The organism is Acidobacteriaceae bacterium (assembly GCA_028283655.1).
In the GTDB taxonomy this organism is placed as follows: Bacteria; Acidobacteriota; Terriglobia; order Terriglobales; family Acidobacteriaceae; genus Granulicella.
Map to the genome: position 1 here is coordinate 1,464,938 of JAPWKE010000003.1, position 15,629 is coordinate 1,480,566.

Annotated in this window: 14 protein-coding genes and 2 tRNA genes; 9 read left to right on the forward strand and 7 right to left on the reverse strand. The window is 58.6% G+C overall.

The window, feature by feature from the left end:
* Nucleotides 1-77 precede the first annotated feature (77 nt).
* The 5 genes from PW792_09005 (at nucleotide 78) to PW792_09025 (ending at nucleotide 8,250) form a co-directional block, all read left to right on the forward strand.
* Nucleotides 78-2,207: a family 20 glycosylhydrolase gene (locus PW792_09005; GenBank protein MDE1162069.1), complete on the forward strand. Its 2,130-nt coding sequence runs from the start codon at nucleotides 78-80 to the stop codon at nucleotides 2,205-2,207.
* A gap of 12 nt (nucleotides 2,208-2,219) precedes the next feature.
* A complete protein-coding gene (gene nagA, locus PW792_09010; GenBank protein MDE1162070.1) occupies nucleotides 2,220-3,359 on the forward strand; it encodes an N-acetylglucosamine-6-phosphate deacetylase in 1,140 nt (379 codons plus the stop codon).
* 30 nt (nucleotides 3,360-3,389) lie between these two features.
* Nucleotides 3,390-7,592: a sodium/solute symporter gene (locus PW792_09015; protein ID MDE1162071.1), complete on the forward strand. Its 4,203-nt coding sequence runs from the start codon at nucleotides 3,390-3,392 to the stop codon at nucleotides 7,590-7,592.
* A gap of 75 nt (nucleotides 7,593-7,667) precedes the next feature.
* Complete coding sequence (locus PW792_09020; GenBank protein MDE1162072.1) at nucleotides 7,668-7,877, forward strand: hypothetical protein; 210 nt, start codon at nucleotides 7,668-7,670, stop codon at nucleotides 7,875-7,877.
* A 193-nt stretch (nucleotides 7,878-8,070) separates the two neighbouring features.
* Nucleotides 8,071-8,250: a helix-turn-helix transcriptional regulator gene (locus tag PW792_09025; protein ID MDE1162073.1), complete on the forward strand. Its 180-nt coding sequence runs from the start codon at nucleotides 8,071-8,073 to the stop codon at nucleotides 8,248-8,250.
* A gap of 251 nt (nucleotides 8,251-8,501) precedes the next feature.
* Here PW792_09025 and PW792_09030 read toward each other — a convergent pair whose 3' ends face one another.
* The 7 genes from PW792_09030 to PW792_09060 all read right to left on the reverse strand — a co-directional run bounded on the left by PW792_09030 (nucleotide 8,502) and on the right by PW792_09060 (nucleotide 12,903).
* Entirely contained in the window at nucleotides 8,502-9,122 is a 621-nt protein-coding gene (locus PW792_09030; GenBank protein ID MDE1162074.1) for a hypothetical protein, read from the reverse strand.
* Nucleotides 9,119-9,904, reverse strand: a complete 786-nt coding sequence (locus PW792_09035) for an RHS repeat-associated core domain-containing protein (protein MDE1162075.1) — start codon at nucleotides 9,902-9,904, stop codon at nucleotides 9,119-9,121. Before PW792_09035 ends, PW792_09030 begins: the two co-directional genes overlap by 4 nt.
* Before the next feature lie 218 nt (nucleotides 9,905-10,122).
* Complete coding sequence (locus PW792_09040; GenBank protein MDE1162076.1) at nucleotides 10,123-10,818, reverse strand: oligogalacturonate lyase family protein; 696 nt, start codon at nucleotides 10,816-10,818, stop codon at nucleotides 10,123-10,125.
* Nucleotides 10,819-10,820: 2 nt separating this feature from the next.
* Entirely contained in the window at nucleotides 10,821-11,501 is a 681-nt protein-coding gene (locus PW792_09045; GenBank protein ID MDE1162077.1) for a hypothetical protein, read from the reverse strand.
* 102 nt (nucleotides 11,502-11,603) lie between these two features.
* Entirely contained in the window at nucleotides 11,604-12,140 is a 537-nt protein-coding gene (locus tag PW792_09050) for a hypothetical protein (protein ID MDE1162078.1), read from the reverse strand.
* Between the two features lie 194 nt (nucleotides 12,141-12,334).
* A tRNA-Pro gene (locus PW792_09055) sits at nucleotides 12,335-12,411 on the reverse strand.
* Nucleotides 12,412-12,438: 27 nt separating this feature from the next.
* The gene (locus tag PW792_09060) at nucleotides 12,439-12,903 is read right to left on the reverse strand and encodes a DUF4112 domain-containing protein (GenBank protein MDE1162079.1); all 465 of its coding nucleotides are present in this window, start codon (nucleotides 12,901-12,903) and stop codon (nucleotides 12,439-12,441) included.
* A gap of 137 nt (nucleotides 12,904-13,040) precedes the next feature.
* Between PW792_09060 and PW792_09065 the strand changes: the two genes are divergently transcribed.
* From PW792_09065 to PW792_09080, 4 genes are all read left to right on the forward strand, one after another.
* A tRNA-His gene (locus PW792_09065) sits at nucleotides 13,041-13,115 on the forward strand.
* Nucleotides 13,116-13,183: 68 nt separating this feature from the next.
* Nucleotides 13,184-13,945 (forward strand): DUF72 domain-containing protein, encoded by a 762-nt coding sequence (locus PW792_09070; protein MDE1162080.1) that lies wholly within the window; start codon nucleotides 13,184-13,186, stop codon nucleotides 13,943-13,945.
* Nucleotides 13,942-14,988: an alpha/beta fold hydrolase gene (locus tag PW792_09075; protein ID MDE1162081.1), complete on the forward strand. Its 1,047-nt coding sequence runs from the start codon at nucleotides 13,942-13,944 to the stop codon at nucleotides 14,986-14,988. Before PW792_09070 ends, PW792_09075 begins: the two co-directional genes overlap by 4 nt.
* A 12-nt stretch (nucleotides 14,989-15,000) precedes the next feature.
* Nucleotides 15,001-15,612: a hypothetical protein gene (locus PW792_09080; protein ID MDE1162082.1), complete on the forward strand. Its 612-nt coding sequence runs from the start codon at nucleotides 15,001-15,003 to the stop codon at nucleotides 15,610-15,612.
* The last annotated feature ends 17 nt before the right edge of the window (nucleotides 15,613-15,629 follow it).

A 15,629-nucleotide genomic window follows, 5' to 3' on the forward strand; every position in this document is an offset into this window, starting at 1 on the left:
GCACCCAGCCAGATTCCCTAATGCCCCTCAGCATTTTTCCAACCGTTCGCACAGCGTGCGTCGTGTACCGTGTTTGCATGTTGGTTTCTCGCCGCACGGCCCTTTACGCCACCGTTTTTGCGTTCGCTTCCTGGCACGCCACGGCCCAGCTTCACCTGATTCCGCAGCCCCGAACAATCTCAGCAAAAGGCGACATCCCTATCCGCGGAGCCACCGTGGTCTGCGAAGCCTGCGACGCCGACGACCAGTTTGCCGCCAGTAATCTGCGAGAAACCCTGAACGAACGCCACGTCCCCAACGGCAACGGCCTCCGCATCGTTCTGCAACGCCTTACGCAGCACCCCGACACCCGGTTCACCGAAGCGATGAAGCCCGAAGGCTACACCATCGCCTACGCTCCGGGCACGTTAACGCTCACCGGTGCGACCGCTTCTGGTGTCTTCTATGCAGCCCAAACCGCCAAACAGCTCTTTTCAGAGTCCACAAACGGCATTGTCGTGCTCCACGCGGCGGACATCCGCGACTGGCCTGCGATGAAGTACCGCGGTCTGCATGATGATCTTTCGCGCGGCCCTGTCGACACCTTCGAGTTTCAGAAAAAGCTTATCCGAACGCTCGCAGCGTACAAGGACAACGTCTACTCACCGTACTTTGAGTCCACGCAGGCGTACCCGTCGATGCCTCTCTCGGCGATCCCTGGCGCGAGCCTTACGCCCGCTGAGGCCACCGAACTCGTCGCCTACGCCAGGCAGTATCATGTCACCGTTATCCCTGAACAGGAAGCTTTCGGCCATCTGCGCCACATGCTCACATGGGAGCAGTACGCCAACGCCGCCGAAACGCCCCACGGCGCAGTGCTCGCCCCGGGGCAACCGCAGTCCATGCAGATGATCGATGGCATGTTCAAGGACCTTGCCCGGATGTACCCTGGCCCGTTCCTGCACATCGGCGGCGATGAGACGTTCGAACTCGGCTACGGTCGCACGCGGCCTGATGTCGACCAGCGTGGTCTCGCCCCGGTCTATCTCGACTTCATGCAGCGCATCGTTGCCGATCTGAAGCCGCTGAATCGCAAGATTCTCTTCTGGGGCGATATCGTCGGCAACCAGCGTACGCAACCCCTGCTGAAGGCCCTGCCGCAGAGCTTCAAAAGCAGCGTCATCGCCGTGGCGTGGGGCTACTCACCGAAGCCCAGCTTCGACAACTACCTTCGCCCCTTCGCCGATAGCGGCATTCCCTTCTGGGTCGCGCCATCGATCAACAACTACCGCCAGATGTGGCCGAATCAGCAGCAGGCACTGCTCGACATTCAGGGCTTCACACGCGATGGCCAAAAGATGGGCGCGGAAGGCCAACTCAACACGCTTTGGAATGACACCGGTGAGTCACTCGCAAACGCGAACTGGTACGGCATTCTCTTCGGAGCCGCCGCCGCATGGCAACAGGGTGAAAGCTCTATCCCGCAGTTCCAACAGGACTATGGCGTAGTCTTCCACGGCGATGCAACCGGCTACGTCAACCAGGCGCAGGATGAGCTAAACGCTGCGATGCAGATCTTCCATGACGCCAAGGTCATCAGCGACTCCGAGGGCACGGACGGTCTGTTCTGGATCGATCCCTGGTCACGCCACGGTCAGCAGTTCGCCGCGGCCATGCGCCCCATCGCCGCACCGGTTCGCCTGCACGCTGAGCGCGCTCTCGCGCTTCTGGCGCAAGCCCGTGCCGCAAACCCCAGCCTTCGTGAGCAGGACGCGTTGAACGCCATCGACTTCGCCGCGCGGCGCATCGACTTCCTTGGCCTCGTCTATCAGCTTTCGGACGAGATGATCAACGACTTTGCCCAGGCGCAAGCCACGGCGGCCTCCGATCACTGGAAGAAGGCGAAGCCCGGCGTGAACTGGCTGCTCTCCGAACTCAGCAGCGTCAACGGACGCATGCAGGACCTGACCTACGGCTACTCGCAGCTGCGCGACATGTATCAACAGCAATGGCTGTCGAGCTATCGCCCTGCCAATCTCCGCCCGGTGCTCGAACGCTATGACTACACCGTTCAGCTATGGATCTCGCGCATCGATCAGCTTGAAGCGATCCATCGCGACTGGAGAGACAACCACATCATCAACCCAGCGGACGCAGCGAAACTCGGCATCCCCGCGCCGCTCACCCCGGTTGCAGCCTCCCCCGCCGACACTGCACCCAAGCCTTAGAAAGCATTGACCATGAGCAAGACTCTTCACGCCCGCAAACTCATCACTGAAAACGGACTCGTCGATTACGCTGTGATTCATGTCGACGACAACGGCCGAATCGCGGCCATCGATATCGACCGCGCGCAGCCGGAAAATAACGACACACTCGCGCCCGCTCTCTTCGACGTGCATACGCATGGTGGTGTCGGCAAAGATGTCATGAACGCGACACCCGCCGACTTCAGCGAACTGCAACGTTTTTACGCAAGCCACGGCGTTGCCCATTACCTGCCCACCACCGTCACGGACTCTATCGACACGACGCTGCATGCGCTCGAACGTATCGCCGACAACATCGAATGTGATACCCCCGCCAACGAATCCAAGCCGGTAGCGATCCACCTCGAAGGTCCGTTTCTATCGCACGTCAAACGCGGTGTGCATCCCGCGCACGATCTGCTGCCGCCGACGATTGAGCTCTTCGACCGCTTCCAGCAAGCCTCGCGAGGACACATCGCACTCGTCACCGTCGCCCCCGAACTCCCCGGAGCGGTCGAGTTTATCGCCTATGCCAAAACCCTCGGCGTCCGCGTCTCTTTGGGCCACACCAATGCCACACTGGACGAAGCACAAGCCGCCGTCGCTGCGGGTGCTGCCTCAGCGACGCACACCTTCAACGCCATGCGCGCGCTTGACCACCGCGAGCCGGGAGTTGTTGCGGCCGTTCTGAACAGCCCGGAACTCTTTGCCGAACTGATCCTCGATGGCATCCACGTTCACCCAGAGATGGCCAGACTCTGGTGGCATGCAAAGAGCGCAAAGCGCGCCCTGCTCGTTACCGATTCCATGTCCGCTACCGGCATGGCCGACGGCAACTACACCCTCGGCGGCCTTGCCGTCACGGTAGAAAACCAGACCGCCACGCTTACGGACAGCCGCTCCACGCTCGCGGGTTCGCTCCTCACGCTGGACCGCGCCGTCGAAAATCTGCAACGATTCCTTGAGGTTTCTCTGGAGGACGCCGTTCGAGCGGGCTCGGCCAATCCCGCAGCCATGCTTGGCCGCAATGACGTTGTCTCCATCGGCATCGGCGCTCCGGCGCATCTCAATCGTTTCAATGCGGCCGGTCAACGTACCGCCAGCTATCTCCACGGCGAAGCTATCGCTTAGCCCCTACTCAGAACACGAGGTCGACACCGCTTGCTCCATACGCCTGCCGCCATCATCCTCACCGCACCTCACCGGTTGAGTGCTGTCGATCTCGTGATCGTCGCTATCTATCTGCTCGGCATCACGCTCTTTGGCCTGCGCTTTCGCAAGCGCAACAGCGCGGCTTCCGCAGATAAATCGCTCAAGAGCTACTTCCTCGCCAACAACAGCATCCCTTGGTGGGCGATCGCGCTTTCGGTCGTGAGCGCGGAGACCTCCACACTCACGATCATCTCCGTCCCGGGGCTGGCCTTCGGTGGCAACTTCGGTTTCCTGCAGATCGCACTCGGCTATCTTGTGGGTCGCGTCGTTGTTGCGCTGCTCTTCCTTCCGCGCTACTTTGCGGGGGAGATGCTCACCGCCTACCAGCTCATCGACCGACGATTCGGGCCTGCGCTGCACAAGGTCACCGCAGGCCTCTTCCTGCTCACACGCGCTGCCGCAGAAGGCGTTCGCGTCTTCGCCGTCTCCATCGTCGTCGGCATCGCCATTGGCACACGCGACGTCTGGTCGATCGCCATCATCTGCGCGCTCACGCTGCTCTATACCTTCGAAGGCGGTCTCGCTGCCGTTATCTGGACCGACGTCGTGCAGATGATCATCTACGTCGGCGGCACGCTCGTCGCTCTACTGACGCTCGGTATGCACGTCCACGGAGGCTGGCACGAAATCGTCCACGTCGCTTCTGCGGCGGGCAAGTTCCACTGGCTCAACTTTGCCTTCAACCTCACCCAGAGCTACACCTTCTGGGCCGGTCTGCTGGGTGGGACCTTCCTCACCATGGCCTCGCACGGCACAGATCAGCTCATGGTGCAGCGCCTGCTCGCGGCCCGCAACCTACGCCAGGGGCAAGCCGCTCTGCTCAGCTCCGGTCTCGTCATTTTCGTGCAGTTCGCCATGTTCCTGCTCATCGGGGCAGGACTTTACGTCTTCAATATCCAGACCCCGGCGCTGCTGGCCGGTCTTTCGTCGGACCGCCTCTTCCCTGCGTTCATCGTTCGCCAGATGCCCGTCGGCATTGCGGGCCTGCTCATCGCAGCCATCCTCGCAGCTGCCATGTCGAATCTCTCGGCCGCGCTCAACTCGCTCGCCTCGACCACGGTCGTCGACTTCTACGTCACACTCAGCCCGCGCTCCACGGACTCACAGCGCGCGATGCTTGCGAAAACCTCCACCATCTTCTGGGCGCTCGTTCTCTTCGCCATCGCCGTGGCAACGGCAGCCGTCGGCGGCAAGGGGCACGTTGTCGAAATCGGCCTCAGCATCGCCGCTGTCGCCTACGGCTGCCTGCTGGGCGTCTTCCTCCTCGGCACGCTCACCCGCTTCGCCACGCAACTCGGCACCAGCATCGGCATGGTCTTCGGTTTCCTGCTCAACCTCTGGCTCTGGCAAGGAAACTTCCCCGTCCACCTTGGCCCCATCACCGTGCCGCACATCGCCTTCACCTGGTACGTCCTCATCGGAGCCGTTGCCACCTTCGCCGTCGGAGCCCTCGCCAGTATGCTGACACCTCGCCGCACCGTCCCAGCACTCCTGCTGCTCGCGTTTTCAACGGTGACACTCCGTGCCCAGACAACCGAAGCCGGGCACCGCTTCGACACCGTCGACACGCTCATCAACGACGCTATCGCGCAGCACAAACTCCCCGGCGCTGTTGTCGTCATCGGCCACAACGGCAAGATCGCCTACGAGCACACCTACGGCCTCCGCAAACTCGACGGAGAACCCGGCCTCGACGGCCAGCCCGCGCCCGCTGAAGCCATGACCGAAGACACGATCTTCGACATGGCCTCACTGACCAAGGTGCTCGCGACGACCACAGCGATCCTCGAACTACACGACGCAGGCAAGCTCTCCTTCGAAGCTCCCGTTGAGCAGTATCTGCCCGCGTTCAATCCGCAACACGATCCCGCCCGCACCGCCGTCACCGTTCGTTCTCTGCTGCTGCACATCTCCGGCGAACCCGCCGACGTAAAGCTCGACGACGCCTGGGGGCTTGCTGTTGCCGACAAGGAAGAAGGGCTTCGCCGCGCACTCACCACGCCGCTCCAGTCGAAGGCAAACACCCTCTTCCGCTACTCCGACATCAACTTCATCCTGCTCGGAGACATCATCGAAACCCTGACCCACCAGCCCGAAGATGTTTACGTGCAGGAGCACGTCTTCGCTCCGCTCGGCATGACGGAAACGCGCTACCTGCCTGCCTTCAAGGCCTGCGGCCCACGTACGATTCGCGGAGCAGCTATCGCCTGGGGGCAAAAGCCCAAAGGTAGAAGCCTGCTCACCTGCACCGCCGGCACCTGGCGCACCGCGCTCTTCGAGCGCATCGCCCCCACCGCGCACGACGACACAGGAACCGACGCCAACAACCCGGACTTTGGCTTCCTTCTCCGCGGGGTCGTCGACGACCCCACCACCCGCCGCATGGGCGGAGTCGCCGGACATGCCGGCGTCTTCTCCACCGCGCACGACACCGCACTCTTCGCGCAGTCGCTGCTCGACAAGCTGCTCCACAACACCGGCCCGTTCCCCGTCTCACAGGCCACGCTGCGCCTCGCCACCACGCCGCAGCAGCCATCGACACTTGATACGGCAACCATTCTGACAAGCGACCTCGCCAAGCCATTCCCGACGCTGGTTCCGACGAAAGGCCTGCCTGTCCATGGTCTCGGCTGGGACATCAATACGGCCTTTTCACGCAACCGTGGCGCGGTCTTTGCGACGGCAGGCCCGAGCGTCCCGTCCTCCGCAACGCCAAGCTTCGGGCACACGGGGTTCACCGGCACCTCGCTCTGGATCGACCCGAATACCGACACGTACGTCGTCCTGCTCGCGAACGCCATCCATCCGCGCGTCGCACAATCCATCTCGCACCTGCGCGGCGACGTGGCAACGGCCGCAGCGCTGGCAATTCTTTCAGATACGTCACAGAGAAAGAATGGCGCACTAGCCAACGTCCCTTTTCTTGCCCCCAGCGAGCAGCCTGCAGAACTTGTAAACGGGGCGCATAGTGCCCCACTCAACAAAGCTCACGGCGTCCAACTCGGCATCGACGTCCTCGAAGATTCGCATTTCTCCGCGCTCGCGCCCTACGCTCACATCGGCCTGCTCACCAACCAGACGGGGCTGGACTCACAAGGCAAGCGCACTGTCGACATCCTGCACAGCACCGGCAAGCTGACGAAGATCTTCACCCCCGAGCACGGCCTCTTCGGCGCGCAGGACACCGAACACCTGATCGCCGAACATGATATGGCCTCTGGCCTTCCCGTCCTTTCGCTCTACGGGGCCAAGCCAGCAGATCGCCACCCCACGCACGAGCAGCTCAAAGACCTTGACGCCGTTGTGATCGACATTCAGGACGCAGGCGTCCGCTTCTTCACCTACGAAACTGTCGTCGGTTACTTTCTCGAAGCCGCTGCTGCAGAGCAAAAGGAGTTCCAGCACAAGCTGACCATCGTCGTCCTCGACCGGCCTAACCCCATCAACGGCCTCGCCGTGCAGGGCCCCGTCTCGGACGCTAACATCTCCACCTACACGAACTTCACCGCGCTGCCCGTCCGCCACGGCATGACTCTCGGTGAGCTCGCCCGGTACTTCAACCGCGATCTGCACGCGCCGCTGCAGGTCATCGCGATGCAGAACTGGCAGCGCTCGCAGTGGCTCGACCAGACCGGCCGGACCTGGCACAACCCCAGCCCCAATCTCCACTCGCTCGACGCTGCGACTCTCTATCCCGGCGTCGCGTTCGTCGAGCAGACGAACGTCTCCGTCGGCCGAGGCTCAGCCACGCCCTTTGAGCAGATCGGAGCGCCGTGGATCGACGCGTCTAAACTCGCTGCCGAGCTCACGGCGCAGCATCTACCGGGCGTGACCGCGACTGCCACGACACTCAGCATCGCCGACGACGCAAACCACTACCCCTTCCACGGCCAGACGATTCCTGCCGTGCGTTTCACCGTCACCGACCGAGAAGCCTTAGATTCGCCACGTCTCGGCCTCCAGCTTCTCGTCTCGCTCCACCACCTCTACCCGGAGCAGTTCAAGCTCAGCCAGGCTTCCATACTCGTCGCCAACAAAGCCACGATGCAGGCCATTACGCGCGGAGATAGTGCTGCCTCCATCGCAGAAACGTGGAAAAATTCCCAAAATGGCTTCACAAGCGATGCCCTCAGGCCATTCCTTCTGTACTAGCGTGTAAAGAATCCGCTAAAGTTCTCTCGAATTCATTCGATAAAAGCAGAAGTTCTATCTGCGAGAGAGATTTCCATGCAAGCCAATTACTCCCCCCGGTACTCCCTCGAAGCCTTCGCTGCTTCGCACCACCAGGTTCTAGATCAACAGAATTACGAGCTTTCCAGCGAGTTCTACCAGCAGTTCTCGACCAGCGGCCATCTGCTCAACGTCGTCACCGATTGGTTTGACATGCTCGTCGCGGGCACGCTCTTCGTCCTGCTCGGATTTGCGCTCTTCGCCTGATCCCCAACGACAGGTAGCATTCATCGGCCAGACAGCAAAAAGAGCAGCCAGGCGACACGCCCAAAGCTGCTCTCAAAACGCATACTGCGTTCTCTAAATTCGTTTGGTCGGGGCGGAGAGATTCGAACGATCAGGCTGCCCCATCCTTTTCAACAGATGGCTTGGGAGTTTTTATGCTGCTTACGCCACGCTCGTGCCGATTAACCACGACTGGACAGTGAAGTTCCCCGAACGCCTGGCTCTGCTCCGTAAGGAGCGAGGGCTTACCCAGCCACAGCTAGCCGAGAAGATCGGCCTCCCCGTCGCCCAGATTCGACGCTATGAGGCTGGAACCCACCCCGTCGTTATTGTCGTTGGCATAAACGCAATCTAGGCCGGTGGGATCAGTGTTGATGAGGGGATTGTTTCGGGCGTAGGCATACAAGTTGAAACTTTGGGGGGGCTGACAGACTCGCCAGCGTTAGACCGGAGGGATCAGGCGTCATAAACCGACCCATATTGCTCGAATAGTACCTTGCCCCCATGAGGTCAAGTCCTGATTCGGTATCTCTTTCTTTGCCGGTATAACGAGATGACAAATCGACAAGCGCGTCGTAGACCCATACCCCTGCGTCATAGCCTTACCTATCGACCGCAATCCGTAAGAAATTTGCGGTCTTTCAGGTTCCTCGATTTCATTGCTCGATCGTACTGCGCTGGGATCTTTGCTCTCAGCTCTCCAAGCCGTGAACAGAAGAAGTCCACGTCCTCGTAGTTTGGCCAAAGTTTCGTATCGAACTGTGTCGCAACGTCGAAGAGTTTTGGTAGTGCGTTCGGCTGGTGTACGACCAATTGAAAGGCATCCTTATAGAAAGCAGAATAGTACGGAAGGAACTGTTCAGCGCCCTTCTCATGTGTGAATTCGTAGAAAGCCTCCATTTCAGTAGCGGAACGCGGGAGAGCATTCAAAACGTCAGTGCTTGAATCGGGACCAGAGGCCTGATACATGTGAGCCGCATAAATCATTTGTACGACAGGATTATTTGAAGACACTAGGTCCCCCGCCTTCGAGGGGCCGGTTTGAGCAACTAACACTTGCAATCTGGGTCGCGAAGATTTCGCATCCGTCAAAATGCGCTCCAAGCGAGCCTTGCTACTGGCCTCTTGGCTATGAGAAGGGCTTCCGTGCTTCTGTGCAATACCAGCGGAAACAATAGTGAGCGAAAGAAGACAGAGAGATAGGAGCTTCATCAACTTCGTGCTCATTGGGCACCATGCTTCTTGGCGGGCGGCCGTGGGGTTTCCGCAGCAGTGTTTTTAGCTTTATTCCACCGATCCACATTTTGCTTATTGTTTTTGACGGTAATGGTTTTTAGCGGGTCGGTCTTAGCCGTTTTGTTGATCGTCGTCATTGCCTCACAGGTAGTTCTTACGCATCCTGCTGTCTTCGACTCCGGTCCATTTCGTCCGGAATGTACACCATCCCCCACGACAACGTCTCCAGTGGCACCCTTCGCGTCCTTGATATGGATGATCCCTTGTGATCCGTATGGACCGTTGTCGGGTCCGTTCAGGTGCATGGTAGCCCCCTTGGAATCACCAGAGTTTATGTCGTAGGTGCCGTCTTGAATTGGCCCGTGTGTGTAACCGCCACCCTCTCCGGCTGGAGCATGGACGGCCACGTTGTTGGCCGCAGGCCAAGACCCAACTGTCTTGCCATCGCTGGAAACAAGCGTGATTGTATGGGCTTGACCATCGAAGATAAGATCAGAAGGGTCGTGGCCATCTGGGTCAGCTTTGCTGAGCGGATTGTTGCCCACATAACCGTACAGGTTGAGCGATTGCGGATTATCGAGCGAGGAATAGGGTACAGCTTCTGGTTTGTCGGCCCAGTCTGGGCTCATCCACCTTCCCATGCTGGAGGCGTAGTACCTAGCCCCGAAGTAATCGAGCCCTGTTTCGGCATCACGTTCTTTGCCGGTGAACTTGTAATGCATTGACGTTGAACCATCAGGCAGTTCTTGCCCAAATGGAGTGAACTGTCCCATCCACAGGGGCCATCCTTCAGAACTAAGTTCTACCTGTGTTGTTCCAAGATGATCGTCAAGGTAGTAACGCATTGAGTCGAGGCCTGTGGACAACGTGGTGGGTGTGATCGCCGAGGCTAGCATCTGCCTGCCCCCTCAAGCACTTCTGATTAGCCTCTCAGCCGAATGAAAACCATTCTACCTGCACAGGTAGAAGGATTTCTGGGGTTGGTAAAAAATTATTTGGTCTCAACAGCAAATACGTAACTTGAGCCAAACATGTTCGATGTAAAAATTACATACTTTCCATCTGGGCTGAAACGCGCGTTAGGTTCATCACGTAGATAGTTGTTCTTTGAAAGATTTACCAGCCTTTCAGGTTTCAACCAACCAGCAAGACTGACCTCTTTGCCCGATACTTTATTGTTGAAGTCGAACCATGAGGCCATTTTAGGATCAGTGGCCGCGGTAGCATCTAACGGGATTGGCTTTAGTGTTTCAATCCACTGACGGCTCCACGGAGTCTTACCTTGAGTATTACTTCCTGCTGCTGGTAGCGCGGTATTTCGACCATCTCCACAGAACAGTGTGCCATCTTTTGATATGCCATAGTGTACGGATGACGCGACTTTATCTAAGTGGTAGAGCTTTCGCTGTCCCGACTGTACATCGTAACTGGCAAGATAAAAGTTCTTACCACTAGGCTTCTGTAGGTCATACCAGATTGTATGACCATCCGGCCCCCAAAATTCGTGGTTAACAGTCTCATTCGCGTCAGTTCGCTCATGCATCAATTTGTTTTGCGTGCCGTCGTACCTGATTGCCCAAATTCGGTCAACCTTGTCAGAAGGACCTTCATGGGCGTACATCAACGTATAAGGGTCAGTGGGTGAGAATTGGACATGATTTAGCCAATCGTGACCCTTCAAAATCATCTTTACTTCCCCGTAGCGATATTAACGGTGAAAATATCTTCGGGTAAATGAGCATCTAAGCGTTTCTGCATCGCAACAGTGTTGGTTTTTAGCTCAGAGTTTCGAGCGGTCTTTGATGCTAATAGTTCATCATGTGCTTCTCGCAATGCCTGCAACTTAAATGAATTGAAGTCGGGGGCATCACCTTCGAGAACGGTACCAGCCAGTAAGGTTTCGTTTGCATTAACTGTGGTCAGCACACCACGAATAGGGAGATCGGCTATACGCTTAATTTGCTTGGATTCAATATCTAAAACGTAAAGATGACTGTCACCGAATTTTTTGAAATAAAGATGCTGCCCATTTGGAGATAGAACGACTGCGGTAGTCTTCCCCTCTATGAGAGTTGTGGTTTCAAACGTTATCAAATCCACACGGTGAAGTCCTTTAGGAGAGCTATAGATCATTGCTTTCCCGTCAGCGGTGAAGGCGTTCAAGTTGAAGTAAAGTCCTTTTGATCCCGGCTCGTCACTGAGACGAATAACTTTGTGCCCAGTATCAGCGTCCGTCCATTGTTTTGGCGGAGCAGACTCGCTTGTAGACTTTTCAGTCTGTGCAAACATCAAGGGTGATGCAAGATGGCTTAAGCCCGTGATTGCGAATGCCACGAGTGCGATTCTCGAAGCAGAGTAGCTAATCTTCATATATCTCCTCCAGTGGAGTCGTTTGAGTTCTACGTTTAGACGTTAGTGAGCACATCTTAGGGGTCTAACCACCACATGGAGAATCTGTGTCACCCAGTCCATTCACCTTCGAGGCGTCGGTATCATCTGCATCAGAGCGTTGTTGTTGCTTATCCGCAGTATCTTCGTCAGACTGGATGTCTCGGCGTCCGATTGAGCGGCACTTGCGTCTGAAGCTGCAGCAGCCGCACTGCCGTTTCCTCCAAGATCGACTTGTTCCTGAGCATTATCGGCCTTGTCTTGAGCGTCGTCGGCCTTCTGTTGAGCATCATCCGCAGACTCAGCCGCTCCTTTGGCAGCATCCGCAGCATCATTGGCATCGGAATCAGCCTTGGCCTCTGTGACATGCGCTGCATTTGCGGAGTCAAACGCCTCCTGCTCAGCTTGTTTGTTTGCGTCTGATGTTTGCTTGTAAGCGCATCGGCCAACTGGGAAGCACTTTGATCCGTTGTCGCTATCTGTGCTGTTGCCTGACAGATCTGACAGATTTTCCAAAATGGCTCGGCAGCGCGATTTAGGGCATCGCCACAAACTATTGATTTTATCGAGGATTTTGGTAGCGTTACCGGGGCTCGGCCTTGAGAGGGCGAAAACGGGCATTTGCACCCAACGGCCCCTCATCCCACCGGCGGATAAACGGGCTACCGATCGCGGGGCTTACCGGCTACCGATAACCTGTCAGACGGCCGTAAATGCCAATTTCGGCGTATAACGGCGGGTTACGCTAGGTTATGGGCGTACGCGCCGAAAGCCGTGTCTTTACCGGTTTTTACGGATATTTGACTGTAAAGAAATGGTCGGGGCGGAGAGATTCGAACTCCCGACCCTCTGCTCCCAAAGCAGATGCGCTACCAGGCTGCGCTACGCCCCGACTCGTTTCACTAGTTTACAGCAGCCTTCACCACCTTGGAGCATGAACTCCGTGGAGAACTTCTCCACCAAGCCATAAAAGCAACAGCAGCGGCAGAGAAATCAGCGCCAGCAGCCCCAACGTCAGCAGCCCAAGAAACATCCAGTCGCGCCAGGTGTCCCGGCGATGTGTCTCCAGCGCCCTCTCCAGCAGGTGATAGTTCCTGCGGTTCGCTCTCCAGCCAATGTCGAACAGGTTGCCGAGTACTGGAACCATACCCACTGCGACCTCGATCGCCACATTCACCACCATGCGCGCCACGGTCACCATCGGCACGCCGCGCACATAGGCTGCGAGCACGATCACCATGCTCGCCAATCCGCCGAGGATATCGCCTATGCCTGGTACAAAGCCGATGATGCCATCGAGCCCAAAGCGAATGCTGGTGCCCGGCACGCGGAACCATGTATCCAGCACCTTCGACAACAGGTCGAGGTTCTCATCGCGAAACATCCCACCCGCGCCACGCAGACGATCATGCGGAACCTCACGCGATGTTCGTCCCTTCGGCAGTATCTCGGGCTGTGCAAATGTATTCTTCACGCGCTTCACCTCACAGGTGATTGGATGCTACAATTGAACTCGATACGGCGGCTATAGTTCAGTGGCAGAACGCCGCTCTGTGGCAGCGGATGTCGTGGGTTCGAACCCCACTAGCCGCCCCAATCACCCCCTCCCTGTACTGTTTCTTTCGAGAAGTGATACACCGCTTTTGCGGGCCTGGAGAAGTCGATTGTCCCGCCGTGCGTCCGTATTCCCCCAAAATGACCAGGCGGCTTCGCCACTTTTCTGCGGCACCTCAGGTTGGGCCTATCCCACCTGGAAGCCCGAGTTCTATCCGGCTGACGTCTCCAGCAAAAATTTTCTTCGCTACTACGCTTCCCAGTTGAACTCGCTGGAGGTGAACTACACCTTCACCAAGGCCCTGAGCGCCAAGCAAACAGAAGACTGGCTCGCCGCGACCTCTTCCGGCTTCCGCTTCAGCTTCAAAGCTCCACAGCGCATTACGAACTGGCAGCGACTCCGCGACTGCGCCGACTCCGTGGCCGAGTTCTTCGCCACGCTGCAGCCCTTCGCGAACGCCAACAAACTCGGCTGTGTCCTCTTCCAGCTTCCGCACAACTTCAAGCCAAACCACGAACTCCTCGCGGGATTTCTCTCCTTGCCGGAGTTCCAAAGCCACACCTCGGCCTTCGAGTTCCTGCACGCTGACTGGTTCAGCGAAGAGACCTACAGCCTCCTGCGTCAACATAACGTCGCCCTCTGCCAGTCGGACAGCGAAAAGCTCACCGCGCCGCAGGTCGATACCGCGACGCACCGCTATCGGCGGCTTCGCCAGCCCGGCGGCTACTCCGCGGCCACGCTCGACAAGCTGGCGAAAGAACTCGCTGCCGCCACGCAGGAAAGCTACGTCTATCTACGCCACGAAGAAGCCCCCACCGGAGCTTTGCAGGCGCGTACGCTGCTACAAGCCGTTCTGCAGGAGGCCGCATGACGCCCGCAAACTGGCAGCAGGGCCTGCCCTCCTTTGAACCACGCCGCTGGCTCCGCAACGGCCACCTGCAAACTATCTTCGGCAACTTCCTGCCACGCGAGTCGCACATTCCCTCGCCCACGCAGCACCTCGTCGAAGTCATCCCGGCACGTCACTCGCAGATCGCCACCCAGATTCTTTGTGAGTGCCACTGGCAACCGGCCGACGTCCGCCGCGACCGCCACACCGTGCTCATCCTCCACGGTCTCGAAGGCTCCTCGCGCTCGCAGTACGTCGGCGGCAACGCGCAGAAGCTCTGGGACGCGGGCTGCAACATCATCCGCATGAACATGCGGAACTGTGGCGGCAAGAACTACGAGATGGCCCGCCTGACGCCGACGCTTTACCACTCCGGGCTCTCCGGTGATGTGCTCGCCGTAATCAATCACTTTATCGCCACAGAAGGCATCACGTCGATCTCGCTGATCGGCTACAGCATGGGTGGCAACCTTGTGCTGAAGCTTGCGGGCGACCTCGGAGCCAACGCTCCGGCGGAGCTTCGCGCCGTCGTCGGAGTCTCGCCTGCCATGGATCTCTCGGCCTCAGCAGACGCTCTGCACCTGCCCGCCAACCGGCTGTACGAGATGAAGTTTCTTCGCGCCCTCACCCAGCGCTTCCGGCACAAAGCCGAGCTCTTTCCTCGCGCCTTCGACCCGCGCCTCTCCTACGGCATCCGCTCTCTTCGTGAGTTCGACGACCGCATCACGGCGCTTTACTCCGGCTTCCAGTCCGCCGAGGACTATTACCAGCGCTGCGCCGCCGCACACGTGCTCGGTACCATCGCCGTTCCTACGCTGCTGGTTCACGCAGAAGACGATCCCTTCATACGCGTCCTGCCTGAGACACGCGCGGCAATTGCCGGCAATGCCAACATCACGCTCGTCGAAGCAGCTCACGGAGGCCACTGCGCCTTCCTCGCCGCACCCGACAAAGCCACCGGCTATGACGGCTACTGGGCGGAGCATCTCTCCCTGCGCTTCATTCTCGCCAACGCCAATCGCTGATAACCTGAACGAATGCTCTGTGAGTGGACAGCCGAATGCGGAGATGATGCCCCGACCGTAGTCGTTCCATGGTCTGACGCCGCCTCCGGCCTGCATTGGGTCGATCTCCGCGCCGAACCGTACGACATCGCAGAGGTCTCTGAAGCCGAGCACTACCCTGCTCTGGGCCGTGCGCTGCGCTCGCTCAACGCCACACGCTCTCCGCTCATTACCTCAAAGTGCGACGCCTGGCCGCTGGACAGCGAAGACATCGATGCGCTCCGCTTTGAGCTCGACCTCGACGAGACCGCCTCGCAGCACGGCATCTCCGGCTACGTCGATATACTGTGGCGCGACCGCACGCTCTTTGGCTCAGCCCATCAGCAGCAGGACCGCCTCGATCGCCTCACACGCCGCACCCAGCGTCTCGAACACCCGCAGGCCAAGGCCGAGTTCATCCTCCGCCCTGCGATGCTCGACCGCGCCAGCGCCCTCGAAGGCTACGCCATCACGCTCTACGTTTCTGCTGCGGGAGCCGACCATGATTCGGCGATGCGAGAGTGGGAGTTAGCACTTGAAGACATCGTGGCAATGCTTCGCACGCGAGAGTTCGAAGTCCCTCGCACCTCCGCTACAATCGACTAAGCGTTCAGGCTCTTCGC